This window comes from Sphaerisporangium sp. NPDC088356 (assembly GCF_040685555.1).
GTDB lineage: Bacteria > Actinomycetota > Actinomycetes > Streptosporangiales > Streptosporangiaceae > Sphaerisporangium.
Window position 1 is genome coordinate 19,164 of the sequence record NZ_JBFBIK010000088.1, and the last position, 12,670, is coordinate 31,833.

13 protein-coding genes are annotated in these 12,670 nt (G+C 67.2%); 4 read left to right on the plus strand and 9 right to left on the minus strand.

Features of this window, described 5'->3' with window-relative positions; all coding sequences use genetic code 11:
* The first annotated feature begins 271 nt into the window (after positions 1-271).
* The gene (locus tag AB0O34_RS26480) at positions 272-778 is read left to right on the plus strand and encodes an NUDIX hydrolase (protein ID WP_363919746.1); all 507 of its coding nucleotides are present in this window, start codon (positions 272-274) and stop codon (positions 776-778) included.
* A gap of 20 nt (positions 779-798) precedes the next feature.
* Here the strand turns inward: AB0O34_RS26480 and AB0O34_RS26485 are convergent, their stop codons facing one another.
* Complete coding sequence (locus AB0O34_RS26485) at positions 799-1,140, minus strand: hypothetical protein (protein WP_363919748.1); 342 nt, start codon at positions 1,138-1,140, stop codon at positions 799-801.
* Between the two features lie 541 nt (positions 1,141-1,681).
* Between AB0O34_RS26485 and AB0O34_RS26490 the strand changes: the two genes are divergently transcribed.
* Both AB0O34_RS26490 and AB0O34_RS26495 read left to right on the plus strand, forming a co-directional pair.
* A complete protein-coding gene (locus AB0O34_RS26490) occupies positions 1,682-1,978 on the plus strand; it encodes a hypothetical protein (protein ID WP_363919750.1) in 297 nt (98 codons plus the stop codon).
* 129 nt (positions 1,979-2,107) lie between these two features.
* On the plus strand, positions 2,108-2,494 hold the full coding sequence (locus AB0O34_RS26495; RefSeq protein ID WP_363919752.1) for a signal peptidase I: 387 nt from the start codon (positions 2,108-2,110) through the stop codon (positions 2,492-2,494).
* An 88-nt stretch (positions 2,495-2,582) separates the two neighbouring features.
* Here the strand turns inward: AB0O34_RS26495 and AB0O34_RS26500 are convergent, their stop codons facing one another.
* Positions 2,583-3,167, minus strand: coding sequence for an RloB family protein (locus AB0O34_RS26500; protein WP_363919754.1), 585 nt, complete (start codon positions 3,165-3,167; stop codon positions 2,583-2,585).
* Positions 3,168-3,202: 35 nt separating this feature from the next.
* Positions 3,203-4,522, minus strand: a complete 1,320-nt coding sequence (locus tag AB0O34_RS26505) for an ATP-binding protein (protein ID WP_363919756.1) — start codon at positions 4,520-4,522, stop codon at positions 3,203-3,205.
* Between the two features lie 155 nt (positions 4,523-4,677).
* Between AB0O34_RS26505 and AB0O34_RS26510 the strand changes: the two genes are divergently transcribed.
* Positions 4,678-4,827: a hypothetical protein gene (locus AB0O34_RS26510; RefSeq protein WP_363919758.1), complete on the plus strand. Its 150-nt coding sequence runs from the start codon at positions 4,678-4,680 to the stop codon at positions 4,825-4,827.
* 58 nt (positions 4,828-4,885) lie between these two features.
* Here the strand turns inward: AB0O34_RS26510 and AB0O34_RS26515 are convergent, their stop codons facing one another.
* From AB0O34_RS26515 to AB0O34_RS26540, 6 genes are all read right to left on the minus strand, one after another.
* Positions 4,886-6,205, minus strand: coding sequence for a GH1 family beta-glucosidase (locus AB0O34_RS26515; RefSeq protein ID WP_363919760.1), 1,320 nt, complete (start codon positions 6,203-6,205; stop codon positions 4,886-4,888).
* A 15-nt stretch (positions 6,206-6,220) separates the two neighbouring features.
* Complete coding sequence (locus AB0O34_RS26520) at positions 6,221-7,240, minus strand: LacI family DNA-binding transcriptional regulator (protein ID WP_363919762.1); 1,020 nt, start codon at positions 7,238-7,240, stop codon at positions 6,221-6,223.
* A 28-nt stretch (positions 7,241-7,268) separates the two neighbouring features.
* Entirely contained in the window at positions 7,269-8,702 is a 1,434-nt protein-coding gene (locus tag AB0O34_RS26525) for a GH1 family beta-glucosidase (RefSeq protein WP_363919764.1), read from the minus strand.
* Positions 8,699-9,580: a carbohydrate ABC transporter permease gene (locus AB0O34_RS26530; protein WP_363919766.1), complete on the minus strand. Its 882-nt coding sequence runs from the start codon at positions 9,578-9,580 to the stop codon at positions 8,699-8,701. The genes AB0O34_RS26525 and AB0O34_RS26530 overlap by 4 nt, the downstream gene beginning before the upstream one ends.
* On the minus strand, positions 9,577-10,554 hold the full coding sequence (locus AB0O34_RS26535) for a sugar ABC transporter permease (RefSeq protein ID WP_363919768.1): 978 nt from the start codon (positions 10,552-10,554) through the stop codon (positions 9,577-9,579). The genes AB0O34_RS26530 and AB0O34_RS26535 overlap by 4 nt, the downstream gene beginning before the upstream one ends.
* Before the next feature lie 365 nt (positions 10,555-10,919).
* Positions 10,920-12,254, minus strand: a complete 1,335-nt coding sequence (locus AB0O34_RS26540) for an ABC transporter substrate-binding protein (protein WP_363919770.1) — start codon at positions 12,252-12,254, stop codon at positions 10,920-10,922.
* Positions 12,255-12,670: the final 416 nt, after the last annotated feature.

Genomic DNA, 12,670 nt, shown 5'->3' on the forward strand with positions numbered 1-12,670 from the left:
CACCATGACACCCTGAACTTTCAACCTCTGTAGGGGGGCCAACTCAGGCCGGGCGGCGACAGCGTCACGCAGGAAGGTGCGCTTGGAGTAGAACGTGCGCTCTTGCGCCAAGCCGTGTGTGGCCAGGTAACCCTGGAGCCAGCGGTCGATGCGCTCCATCTCCCGCAGCACTTCGTCCTCGTCTTGGTTCAGTAGGCTGCTGGTCGCCTCCGCTGTGCGCGTGCTGAGGCGGCATAGGGTGTGACGGGTGAGTCACGGTGAGCTTGGACAGATGATCTTGGATGCGGCGGTCGCCGATGCCCGTCTTGCTGCGCTGGAGTTCGATGACGCGCGGGGATGGCTGGAACGGGCGCGGCAGGAGCCGATGGAGCCGCTCGCGGCCGATGTCTGGGTCACCGACCCTGCTTTCAGCCACGTTCTGCTCGTGAAGCACCGGGTGCGCGGGTGGGTGCCGCCAGGCGGCAAGGTCGAGCCAGGGGAGACGCCGCGGGCTGCGGCGGCCCGTGAACTCGTAGAGGAGACCGGTCTGCCGGGTGAACTGCTTCCCGTGCCAGCGGCCGTCTCCGTCCGTTCCTACCGTGCCGACTGGTCGCCGACGCTGGGCCTGTCGTACGCCGCCGTCATTGACCGTGATGTGCCACTCGGCGGGGAGAAGGGCCAGCCGGCGGCGTGGATCGACCTCGACGAGGAGTGGGAGAGCGTCTTCCCCGAGGACCGCGACCGTATCCGTGCGCATGTGCGCCGCCTCGCGATCGGACGCTCGGTCGGGGCGCGCTAAGCCGCGCCAATGGTCCCCGGTCAGATGACCGTGTCGATCCAGGCAAGGGCGTCGCCGCTCATGGTCACGAGTTGCAGGTCGTGCAGTAAGCGCACCCATACCGGCTCCAGTCCGGGCTCCTGCGCGAACTCGTGCTCGCTGAGGCGTCCGTCGGCGTGTGCGGCCGTGCGCTGCGCGTACTGCTGGAGCTGGCCAGGGTGTATCCATCGGGGGGCACGCACCTCTCGGGCGGATGCACGGAGTGGACCTGAAGCCTCGGCCTGGTAGACCCACCAACGGTGGCCGACCTCGCTGGTGGCCGGGCGGCGGCACCGGTTGGCCCGCCGCCCGGTCAGCAGCAGACGAAGGCCGGTGACGGCCATGCCGACTTCTTCGGCGACCTCCGCGCGCGTGGCTTGTAGGGGGGCCGCCGTGCTGGTCTAGGTGACCGGCGACCGGCGCGATCCCGACCGGAGGCGTCGCCCGCTCGAACACCAGGAGGCCAGCCGGGGAGGAGATGACCACCCCGACGCTGGCGTGGTCGCAGCATGCGCCGTGGACGAAGGTCGCCAGGTACAACCAGTGCGGCTGGGCCATGTACGCGACCAGCGCTTCGGGGGCGTGACCGCCTTGGTGAAACTGGTGGGCGTACCGGAACTCGTCCTGGCCGGCGCACCGGGCGCATTGGCCGCTCTGCTCGGCCGGGGCGCGGTCGGGGCAGGCTAAGGGCTCGACCCTGAAGGTGTCGGCGAACTGGTACCGGCTGGTGCACCACCGCCCGGTACCCATCGCCTGAAAGCCGAGGCGCTGGTTCATGACCTCGGCGTGGACCAGCGGCCCGCCGGGCAGTGGGGCGAACAGCAGCCCGGGGGTCTCTGGTCGCCCAGCTGACGCCGTGGCACTCTCCACCGCCTGACGTTCCGCGTGAGCCGGGAACGCGCCCTCGATCTCTATGGCGAAGTCTGGTACGCCGGTCCCGTGGACGCTCCGATCAGCTTGGGGGTGTCCGCAGAGACCCTTGCGGAGCTGCGGGTGGCGGTCGAGTCGGTCAAACACGTCGTCCTGGGCGTCCCCAAGGACACGGCGGTTACTGTCGAATACGTTTACGATCTTCCCGGTGTCTCGGCCGAGGTGTGGCAGGCACACCGGGAGTTGCAGGCTCGACTGTACGAGGCGGGGCTGTCTGAGGGCGATAGAGCCGAGCTGTTGCTGTCGGCTTGAGCTTCTCCGTCTCCTTGCTCTAGAGGGTCTTGCAAACGGCTTCGCCGACAATGGTCCTGGACGAGCGTGGACGGCCGTTTGAGGTGGCGCACAACAGACACGGCCTTCGGGCTGCTAGCGTCGCCGCTCGTGGAGAACGTGTATGTGGGGAGCGCGGACGTCGACGCGGCGGGTGACAAGGGGTGGCTGCTCGGGCACTTCAAGCCGTTCGGCGACGTGCGGCACAGCGAGGACGTCGAGATCAAGTGGGGCGTGCACCCCCCTGGCGACGAGCGTGCCGAGTGGGTCACCGGCGAGAAGCGCACCGCCCTGCTGATCCTGATCAGCGGGCGCTTCCGGGTGGAGCTGCCCGGCCGCAGCGTGCTGCTGGCCGAGCCCGGCGACTACGTCGTGTGGGGCCACGGCGTCGACCACTCCTGGCACGCCGAGGAGCGGTCCGTGGTCCTCACCGTCCGCTGGCCCTCCGTCCCCGGATACGCGGTGCGGAACCTACCCGCGCCAGGAGAGGACTCCTGACCACGGAGCCGGGCTCTGTTCAGACGGTTGCGTGGTCCATGACCATCAAAGGGCGTCTGCTCCCGAAACCGCTTCCAGTCAGGCCTGGTCAGGTAGAGGGGCTGCGGATTTTTTGGATCAGCCGCCACAGATCAGTGCTGGGATTCGACCGGGGCGGCGAACCGTCGCCGTCATGTTTCTTATCGAGAGCCTGTGCCCGGCTCACCGCCACATCGTGGCGATCGACGAGCAACTCAAGCGCTTTCACCGTGGGCGCCTTCCCACAGCCAAGGAGCTCCTCCGCTCTGTCCTGCGCGTCATGGCGATGAAGGCCGGCCCACTGGTCCTTAAAATGGATCATGAACCATAGCTCGATGCAGGGATTTGAGACGGCGATGCTGATTCCGCCCTTGAAGGCCAGTTCGACGGCCTGATCCAGGTTGTGGTGTTCATCGACATCGAACACGCACCAATATTCATCGAAGGTGTCGCCACGTCCACGCTTCTTCTCACGAAGATCCGCTTGCTTACGCGCGCAAGCCGTCTCGACGAGTTGAAGGGGACCCCCGTGGAACTCGTCGATCACCACGATGGCCCGATCCCGATGGAGTCGATACCAGTGCTGAAGGTAGATCGGCTCAGTCTTCTTACCCTCGGTGAAGATCAAGATGGAGCGGCGTTCGGCGACCGACAATGACCGAGGTCCTCGGAGGTCACGCGCCCGGCGCCTCATCCACGCCTACTGGTTGTGATGAGCCGGGCGGCTTCGGTGAACTCCTGGTGACTCACGATCGGCGCGGCGCCGTACCGCCCGTCAAGATACCGTCGGTCGACGGCCTCTTCCTTCCTTGGGCTCAGATCCGACAATGGGTATAGGCGAGTGCTCCCATCGGCGAGTTTCTCGGTGAACCAGATCTGGTCGCGGCCCAGTACCCGTCCGCTTGTCGCCCCACTGAGAAGCGTGACGTCATGCGAGCTGAAGATCAACTGGGCGCCGCGGGGATTGGACTCCGGATCCTGGAAGAGCCCGATCAGGTGTGCGACGAGCGTTGGGTGCAGGCTGGCTTCAAGTTCGTCGGCGAGCAGGACGCTTCCCCGCTCCAATGCGTTGACGGTAGGCCCGATCAGACCCAGCCAGACCAGGGTGCCGAGCGATTCCTCCTCGACCTCGAAGTCGACATCGTCGCCCGCTCCGCGGTGACTGAGCACCAGCCCCATCTCTGTGAGGTCGATCTCGGGTGCCCCTTCCGTCTCCTCCTCTCGTCCGGCCAAAATCTTTACGGCACGGCGGACACGGTCCACTACTTGGGGATCAAGCGGCCGGATCCGAACATCTGAGATGCCCAGGTCAGCGGCTCGGATCAGCGCGAGAATCCTCTCGCGAGTGTCGTCGTGGCGGAGAAGGTGAGTGGTCAGGGCCCATCGCACCTCCCGGCTCGACGCTTCGGCGAGAAGCAGGTTGCGTTCGAACCACTGGAAGAGAGGCAGCAGATCCGGATGGCCTCCCGCTGCCGCTGCGGAGAGGAACAGCGAGTTCGGACGAGTGATCTTTTCGAGGGAGCGGCCTATGGCACGATTGCTTGCTCCCAGTTCGATCGTTTTGCCCTTCTCCCGCAGAAAGAGCAGGGCCGCCCGACCTCGCGGATAGCGGTAGGCCCATTCGCGTTGGACGACGCTGTCATCGAAGACCGCCCCATACTCATGCCGGACGCCATCCAGGATCAGGTCGATCTCAAACCGTGTCGGACGGGCCGCGATCGTCCCATCGAGGCGGAACGGGTGTCGGGGCATGCCCCCAGAAGGATCACCAGAGCGGAATGACAGCAGGACGTGCTGGCGGAACTCGCTCAGGGCTTTGAGCATGTTGGTCTTACCGGATCCGTTGGGGCCGAACAACCCTGCGACGGGGAGCACCCTGACCGGGTGCCCTCCTTGACGCCAGGGCACATCCCGCGGCACACCATCCTCCGCGAGGGCAGTGGCCCCCATGGAGAACTCCAGCTCGTCGCGGAACGAGCGGACGTTCTCCGCTCGGAAAGCCAGAAGCATGGAGACTGGGCCAGCTTCTGAGTTCGTCATGAGGCATATTATTGCCGGTTACCTTCGATTTCTCAATCGAGACCGGGCCGTGCGCCTCTTTCGGCGCAACTCGACGCGCTTTCTTTACCGAGGGAATCAGTAGTTTTCGATCTTTATGGTGTGATGTGCGCCCAACCACTTCCGGCGAGGCCGCCTGCCTGGACGGTGGTGAGCGTGAACACCCAACCGGCCGGCTCGGGTACCGGAACGGCGAGGCGGACGCGCTCAACGGTCTGGGAGAGGACTCCCCGGCCGAGGCGGGGACAACCCCGTGAGCGCTTGAGGGCATGGCTCACCCACTCGGGGCGGTCAGTGGAATCAGGGGAGGGGGCGTCAGGTCAGGCGGCCGGTGGCGATCACGTCGCGGTACCACAGGGCGCTGTTCTTGAGCGTCCTCTTCTGGGTGGCGTAGTCGACGTGGACGATGCCGAAGCGCGCGCTGTAGCCCTCGGCCCACTCGAAGTTGTCCAGGAGGGACCACACGTAGTAGCCCTCCACCGGGACGCCCTCGGCCAGGGCGTCCCGCACGGCCGCGAGGTGGTCGCGCAGGAAGGTGACGCGCCCGGCGTCGTCGATCACGCCGTCCGGGCCGACCACGTCGGGGGCCGGCACGCCGTTCTCGGTGACCACGATCGGCACCTCCGGGTAGTCCGCCCTCAGGCGGGTGAGGGTGTCGTACAGGCCCCTCGGGTAGATCTCCAGCCAGTCGAGCTGGGCGGTCGGGTGCTTCAGGACGCGGTTGCCCTCGGCGTCGATGAAGTTCGGGTTGTAGTACTGCACGCCGAGCACGTCGATCGGCTCGCTGATCACGGCCAGGTCCCCGTCGAGGACGTGGGCGGCCATGGGGCTGCGCTCGGAGATCCACTCCAGCGTGTCCTCGGGATAGGCGCCCGTGAAGATGGGGTCGAGGTACAGCCGGTTCTCCAGGCCGTCCTGGTGCCACACCGCCTTCGCCGTCTCAGGGGCGTCGTCGGCGGCGTAGGTGGGGTGCAGGTTGAGCGCGGGGCCGACGCGGCGGCCCGGGTGCCGGTCGTGCAGGACGCGCGCCGCCCGCCCGTGGGCGAGCAGCAGGTGGTGCAGGGCCACGAACGCCCGCCCGTCGTCCTGGACGCCTGGAGCGTGGATGCCCCAGCGGTAACCGCACTCGACCACGGTCTTGGGCTCGTTGATGGTCAGCCAGTCGCGGATGTCCAGGGCGTCGAACATGATCTCGGCGTAGTCGGCGAACCGCTCGGCCGTGTCACGGTTCTCCCAGCCGCCCGCGTCCTGCAATGCCTGGGGGAGGTCCCAGTGGAACAGCGTGGCCATCGGGTGGATGCCACGCTCGCGGAGCCCGTCGGCGAGGCGGCGGTAGAAGTCGAGCCCCCGCTGGTCGGGCCTGCCGGCGCCCTCGGGCTGGACGCGCGGCCAGGCGATGGAGAACCGGTAGCCGCGCAGGCCGATTGACGCCATCACGTCGAGGTCCTCGCCGGACCGGTGGTAGTGGTCGGCGGCCACGGCCCCGGTGTCGCCGTCCTTGACGTTGCCCGGGCCCGCCGCGAAGGTGTCCCAGACGGACACCCCTCGCCCGTCCTCCTCGGTGGCGCCCTCGATCTGGTAGGCGGAGGTCGCCGCCCCCCAGACGAACTCCCCGGGGAAACGCTGCTCGGGCAAGGTTTGCTCCTCGTGTCAGGCCGAGCCGCGCTCGACCAGATGCGTGTCCAGTATCACGACGGGCTGCTCCAGGCGCTCGCCGTTGATGCGGGCGACCAGGAGCTGCGCCATCTGGCGGCCCATGGCCTCGGTCGGCTGGTGGACGCTGGTCAGCGGCGGCACGGTCTGCGCGGCGATGGCGGAGTCCTCGAAGCCGATCACCGCCACGTCGCCGGGTATGGCCCTGCCGCGCTCCTTGAGCACGCGCATCGCACCGATGGCCATCGCGTCGGAGGCGGCGAACACCGCGTCGAGGGTGGGATGCTCGTCGATCAGCCGCTCCATCGCGGCGACGGCACTGCCCTCGCTGAAGTCTCCATACGCGACGAGTTCGGGCATGCCGGTGGCCAGCAGCGCGTCGCGGTACCCGGCGAGACGGTCGACGCCCACGCCCATGTCCTGCGTGCCGGCGATGGTGGCGATCTGCCGCCGCCCCCTGGCGAGCAGGTATTTGACCGCCTGCCTGGCGCCCGCGCGGTTGTCCATGTCGACGTAGCTGAAGGGCGTGAACCCGACCGGCCGGCCGCCGAGGACGGTGGGCACGCCCATCTCCTCCAGCCGGCCGGGCAGCGGGTCGGCGCCGTGCAGCGAGATCAGCAGGACCCCGTCGACGTGCTGGCCGGTGAGGTAGAGCTCAAGGCGCTCGTGCTCGTCGCTGGACTGCGCCATGGTCAGGATCAGCTGGAGCCCGGTCTCCGACAGCGACGAGCCGATGCCGCGGATGATGCCCGCGAAGAACGGCTCGTCGAAGATGCGCTGCTCGGACTCGGACACGACCAGCGCGATCGTGTCCGTGCGCCTGGTGACCAGGGTGCGCGCCGCCCGGTTGGGCACATAGCCGAGCTCGTCGATCGCCTGCTGCACGGCCTCACGCGCCTTCTCGCTGACCTTCGGCGAGCCGTTGATGACGCGTGAGACCGTGCCGCGGCCGACCCCGGCGCGAGCGGCGACGGCCTCGAGGGTCGGTCGCGCTCCCGAGCGGCGGTCCCCGTTCATGAGAAGTGCCCCCTCCTAGAGTGTGGCCTTATTCTGCCGGACCACGAAGGCCGCCTCGGCGAATAGTGTCCGCGTACCAGAACGCGCTGGCCTTGGGGGTTCTGCGCTGGGTGGGGTAGTCGACGTAGACGAGTCCGAAACGCTTGCCGTATCCCCATGCCCATTCGAAATTGTCCATCAAGGACCAGGCGAAGTATCCCTTCAGGGGTATCCCCGCCTCGATGGCGGCGTGGCAGGTGCGCAGGTGCGCCTCGATGTAGGCGAGGCGATCCTGGTCGTCCACCGTCTCGCCGGTCACGACGTCCTCGAAGGCCGCGCCGTTCTCGGAGATGACCAGCGGGATGCTCGGGTAGTCGCTGGCGACCCGCTGGAGCACCTCGTACAGGCCGATGTCGTCGATCTCCCAGCCCATCGAGGTGACCGGGCGCCCGCCGTTCACGAACGACACGTGCTCGCTGCCCGGCCACGGCGACCCCGCGCCGGTCGGCGCGGCGGCGGCGGAGGCGGCGCCGCCCGGCTTCCCCGACACCGTGAAGCGGCTGTAGTAGTTCACCATCAGCGTGTCGAACGGCGTGGAGATCGTCTTCAGGTCGCCGTCCTGGATGAAGTCGATCTCGGTGACGCTGCTCAGGTCGTCCAGCACGTCCTCGGGGTAGGAGCCCTTCAGCAGCGCGTCGAGGAAGAACCGGTTCTGCAGGCCGTCGATGCGGCGGGCGGCGTCCAGGTCCGCCTCGTCCTGCGAGGCCGGGGTGATCGCGTACAGGTTGACCGACCCCCCGATCTGGGCGCCGGCGCCCTGGGCGCGCAGGGCCTGGACCGACAGGCCGTGGGCCAGGTTCAGGTGGTGGGCGGCCCTGATGGAGGCGGCCGGCTCGCGCCGTCCGGGAGCGTGCTCGCCGGAGGCGTACCCGAGGAAGGCCGCACACCAGGGCTCGTTCACGGTGCTCCAGTTGCGGACACGGTCGCCGAGGGCCTGGTGCACGCAGGCCGTGAAGTCGGCGAAGCGCTTCGACGTGTCGCGTACCGGCCAGCCGCCGAGGTCTTCGAGCGCCTGGGGCAGGTCCCAGTGGTACAGGGTCAGCCAGGGCTCGATGCCGTGGGAGAGCAGCTCGTCCACCAGGCGGCGGTAGAAGTCGAGACCGGCCTCGTTGACCTTGCCCGCCCCGTCCGGTTGGATCCGCGGCCAGGAGACCGAGAAGCGGTAGGCGGTCAGGCCGAGGTCGGCCATGACCGCCACGTCGTCGCGGTAGCGGCGATAGTGGTCGATCGCGACCTCGGCGTTCTCGCCGTTGAGCACGCGGCCCGGCTGCTGTACGAACGTGTCCCAGATGGAGGTCCCGCGCCCGTCGGCGCTGATCGAGCCTTCGATCTGGTACGCCGAGGTGGCGGCGCCCCAGACGAAGCCGGTGGGGAACACCAGGGCAGGGGCGTCGGTCTCGGGTTGAGTCTCCTGCGTTGTCACGCTTTGACCGCACCTTCCATGAGTCCGCCGACGATCTGCCGGCCGAACGCGACGAAAACAACAATGAGGGGTAGTACCGAGAGGGCCGTGCCGGTGAAGATCAGCACGTAGTCGGTGGTGTGGGCCGCGGTGAGGAAGCTGATCGAGACCTGCACCGTGGGGTTCTCCGGTGTGAGCACGATCAAGGGCCACATGAACTCGTTCCAGTTCAACATGAAGGTCTGCAACGCCAGCACGGCCATGCCGGGCCGTACGGCGGGCAGGATCACGTTCCACCAGATGCGCATCGTGGACGCGCCGTCCACCCGGGCCGCCTCGACCAGTTCCTCGGGAACGGCCTGGTGGGTGTACTGCGTCATCATGAACACGCCGAAGCCGTTGAGCAGGTACGGCAGGATGACGGCCTTGAGCGTCCCGACCCAGCCGAGGCTCACCATGAGCTGGTAGAGCGGGACGATGCCCATCTGCTGCAGCGGCACCATCATCGTGATCAGGATGGAGCCGAGCAGCAGGTTGCGCCCGCGGAAGTGGAGCCGGGCGAAGGCGAAGCCCGCGAACGTCGAGATGATCACGACGGAGATCGTCACGGTGGAGGTGACGATCAGCGAGTTCATCAGGCCGGTGAGGAAGTGCGCGTCCTCGGTGTTGAGCACCCGCTGGATGTTCTCGCCGAGGTTGCCTCCGGGAATCAGGGGCGGCGGCACCTCGACGGCGTCGGAGTTGGTCCGCGACGCGATGATGACCATCCAGTAGATCGGGAAGATCGACAAAAGGATGGTGAACAGCAGGGAGATCTTGGTGAGCGGCGTGGCGCGGAAGGGGTCCCGCTTGCTCCTGGCGGCGGCCCGGCCTGGCCTGACCTGCGTGATGGCGGTCACTTGCTGCCCCCGATCCGGCGGACGAACGCGTAGTTGATCGCGACGCCGAGGAGGATCAGGATGAACAGCAGCCAGGCGGCCGCCGCCGCGTAGCCGTAGTCGAAGTCCCTGAACCCCTTTTTGACGATGTACATCGCGATCGTCTGGAACTGACCGGTACTGCCGCCCTCCATCCGGTTGCTGCCGAACATGACCGGCTCGGCGAAGAGCGTCAGCCCGCCGATCGTGGAGACGAAGACCGTGAAGATGATGGTCGGGCGGATCATCGGCAGCGTGATGCTCCAGAACTGCCGGCGGGGGGACGCCCCGTCGATCGACGCCGCCTCGTAGAGGTCGCGGGGGATCGTCTGCATGCCCGCGAGGTAGATGATCGCGTTGTAGCCGGTCCAGCGCCAGTCGACCATGGTGGCGATCGCGGTCCAGGACGACCATTTGGCGTTCTGCCAGTTGATGTTGTCCACGCCGAGGGACCCGAGCACGTAGTTGATCAGGCCGAAGTCACGGCCGAAGAGCTGGGTGAAGACGATGGCGACCGCGACGACCGAGGTGACCAGGGGCAAAAGCACCCCCAGGCGGAAGAACAGCCGCCCCCGGATCCGCTTGTTGAGGGCGTTGGCCAGCATGAGCGCGAGAACCAGCTGCGGCACCGTCGCGAGGGCGAAGATGCCGACGGTGTTGATCACCGCGTTCCAGAAGTCGGCGTCGGTCAGCAGGCTGGCGTAGTTCGCGAGGCCGGTGAACTTGGCGTCGCCGCCGGCCAGCTCGTAGTCGTGGAGCGAGACCCACAGGGTGAAGACGAGCGGGAACAGGCCGAAGATCGCGAAGAGGATGAAGTACGGCGAGATGAGGAAGTAGGGGGTGGCTTTCAGGTCGAACTGGGACCGGAAGCTGCGTGAGGATCCCGATTGGTGGCGCCCCGGCCGTTGTGGGGGAGGCGCGGGATCCGCACGGTGGGTGCGGACGTTGACGCTCATCGGAATTCCGGGGCGGGTCCCCTGGCCTTCAGCCATGGGGAGAGTGCCCCATTCTCCTTCTTTCGTCGAAAGCGATGTGTGGTGTGCCCGCCGCCGGGCGATGAGCACGCTCGGCGGGAGTGCCACGGAGGCAGGGGCTGCCCTTGCGGCGGCATGGGGAGTCCTCCGGTCGATGAGCCGCGAACTGCCGGCCCGTGTGGGGTGGACTCCACAGGGCCTGTCCGTCGGGAGGAGGTCAACGGTTTACCTTTCGGCGCTCGGAGCGAAGGGCGGCAGCGTGGTTCCGCTGCCGCCTGCCGCTCAGGAGAGGAGGTCACCGGCCCGCCGGAGGGTTGCCACGGGGGGCCGGTGACGTTCGGGGACGATCAGCCCGCCGCCTTCTGGCCCGCCTCGACGAACTTCTTCCATGCCTCGCCGTAGGGCACGGCGCCCTGGTCCATGCCGATGATGATCTGCTCCACCGCGGCCTTCACCTGGGCGTGCTTCTCACCGAGGAAGGTCGGCTGGAGCGACTTGATGGACGGCCCGAAGATCTTGCCGATGGGCGCGTTGTCGAAGTACTCGTTGGTCGCGCTCTGGAGCTCGGGGTTGTCCTGCGCCGGGATGGTGCTGGGCAGGTTGCCGCCCTCCTTGAACGCCAGCAGCTGGGCCTCGGGGCTGGTCAGGTAACTGGCCAGCTCGGCGGCCTCCTTCGGGTGCTTGGACTGCTTGGGCACCGCGAGCCAGGAGCCGCCCCAGTTGCCGCCGCCCCCGGGAACCGTAGCGACGTCCCACTTGCCCTTGAACTTGTCACCGGCGGTGCCTGACACCACGCCGAGCATCCAGCCGGGGCAGCCGAGGGTCGCGAACTGCGACTTCACGAAGCCCGTGTTCCACGGGTCGGTGAAGTTCTGCAGCTTGGCGGTCAGACCGGCCTGGCTGATCTTGGTGGTGAAGTCGAACGCGGTCTTGACGGCCGGGTTCTTGTCCACGATCAGCTGCTGGTTCTTGTCGAAGTAGGTGACGTTGCCGTTCTTGGCGGCCTCCTGCGACAGCACCACGTTGTAGATGGTGTTGACGCTGTCGACGAACTTGGCATCCTTGACCTTGGCCTGGAAGTCCTGGCCGGCCTTGACGAAGTCGTCCCAGCCGCCGCTCCACAGCTTCGAGACCTCGTCCCGGTCGGTGGGCAGTCCGGCCTTCTTGAACAGGTCCGCGCGGTAGCAGATGCTCATTCCGCCGACGTCGGTGCCGAGGGCGAACAGCTTGCCCTCCGAGTTGAGGCCGTTCTCCCACTTCCACGCCGGGAAGTCGGCCTGACGGCTCTGCAGGCCGTACTGACCGAGGTCGGTGAAGAACTGGGGACGGGCCTTGGCCAGGCCCATGCCACCCTCGTCGATGCCAACGACGTCACCGGCACCCGTGCCGGACTGGAGCCACTGCAGCATCTGGGGCCAATAGACGTTCTCGAAGCTGTCGGTCAGGTTGTTGTACTTGACCTGCACATTCGGGTGCTCGGCGTTCCACTTCTCAACGGCGGACTTGTAACCGAAGTTCGTGCCGCCGCCGAAGGTCTGCAGCGTGAGGGTGATCTTCTCCGCCGGTGCCGCTGATGACGAGCTGCCGGTGGTGCTACCGGTGTCGCTGGACGCGCACGCGGTGGTGATACCGAGCGCGGCGGTCATCACCGATGCGACCGCGAGCATTCTGCCGCGGCGCATGTTGTTCTTCATTCCGGACCCCTCTCAGGTGGTTGCCCGATCGTTGGGAGGTGGCATCGAGGGCCGGCCCCGACAGTCGGGCCCCGCGATGTGCTGGATCCCTCAGTCGTGATCCCGCGAGGGCTACCTCGCGAGCGAAGTTTGGGAGCGCTCCCACGAAGAGTCGCCGATAGGCAATGCTGGCGTCAATATGCTGAAACCTAACTGTTACTCCTGGGGCTGTTAGGAGCTTGAAATAAGACGTTGAGCGCGATAAGGGCCATTGGAGCCGTTGGGAGCGCTCCCATCGCTACCGGCACAGTCGGGCGCAAATCATCCATGCGCCACGGCGAACACAAGATCACCAGGCTTGGAGGTCCACTCGTGCCGGGCGGAGAAGGCACGGTGCCGTACGGCCGGCGGAGTGGGTCGCCGGC

What these genes read in the sequence shown, in the direction of transcription:
- AB0O34_RS26485 (WP_363919748.1), bottom strand. Translation starts at nt 1,140, where the DNA reads ATGGCCGTCACCGGCCTTCGTCTGCTGCTGACCGGGCGGCGGGCCAAC.
- AB0O34_RS26505 (WP_363919756.1), bottom strand. Translation starts at nt 4,522, where the DNA reads ATGCTTCTGGCTTTCCGAGCGGAGAACGTCCGCTCGTTCCGCGACGAG.
- AB0O34_RS26520 (WP_363919762.1), bottom strand. Translation starts at nt 7,240, where the DNA reads ATGAACGGGGACCGCCGCTCGGGAGCGCGACCGACCCTCGAGGCCGTC.
- AB0O34_RS26540 (WP_363919770.1), bottom strand. Translation starts at nt 12,254, where the DNA reads ATGCGCCGCGGCAGAATGCTCGCGGTCGCATCGGTGATGACCGCCGCG.
- AB0O34_RS26535 (WP_363919768.1), bottom strand. Translation starts at nt 10,554, where the DNA reads ATGAGCGTCAACGTCCGCACCCACCGTGCGGATCCCGCGCCTCCCCCA.
- AB0O34_RS26480 (WP_363919746.1), top strand. Translation starts at nt 272, where the DNA reads ATGATCTTGGATGCGGCGGTCGCCGATGCCCGTCTTGCTGCGCTGGAG.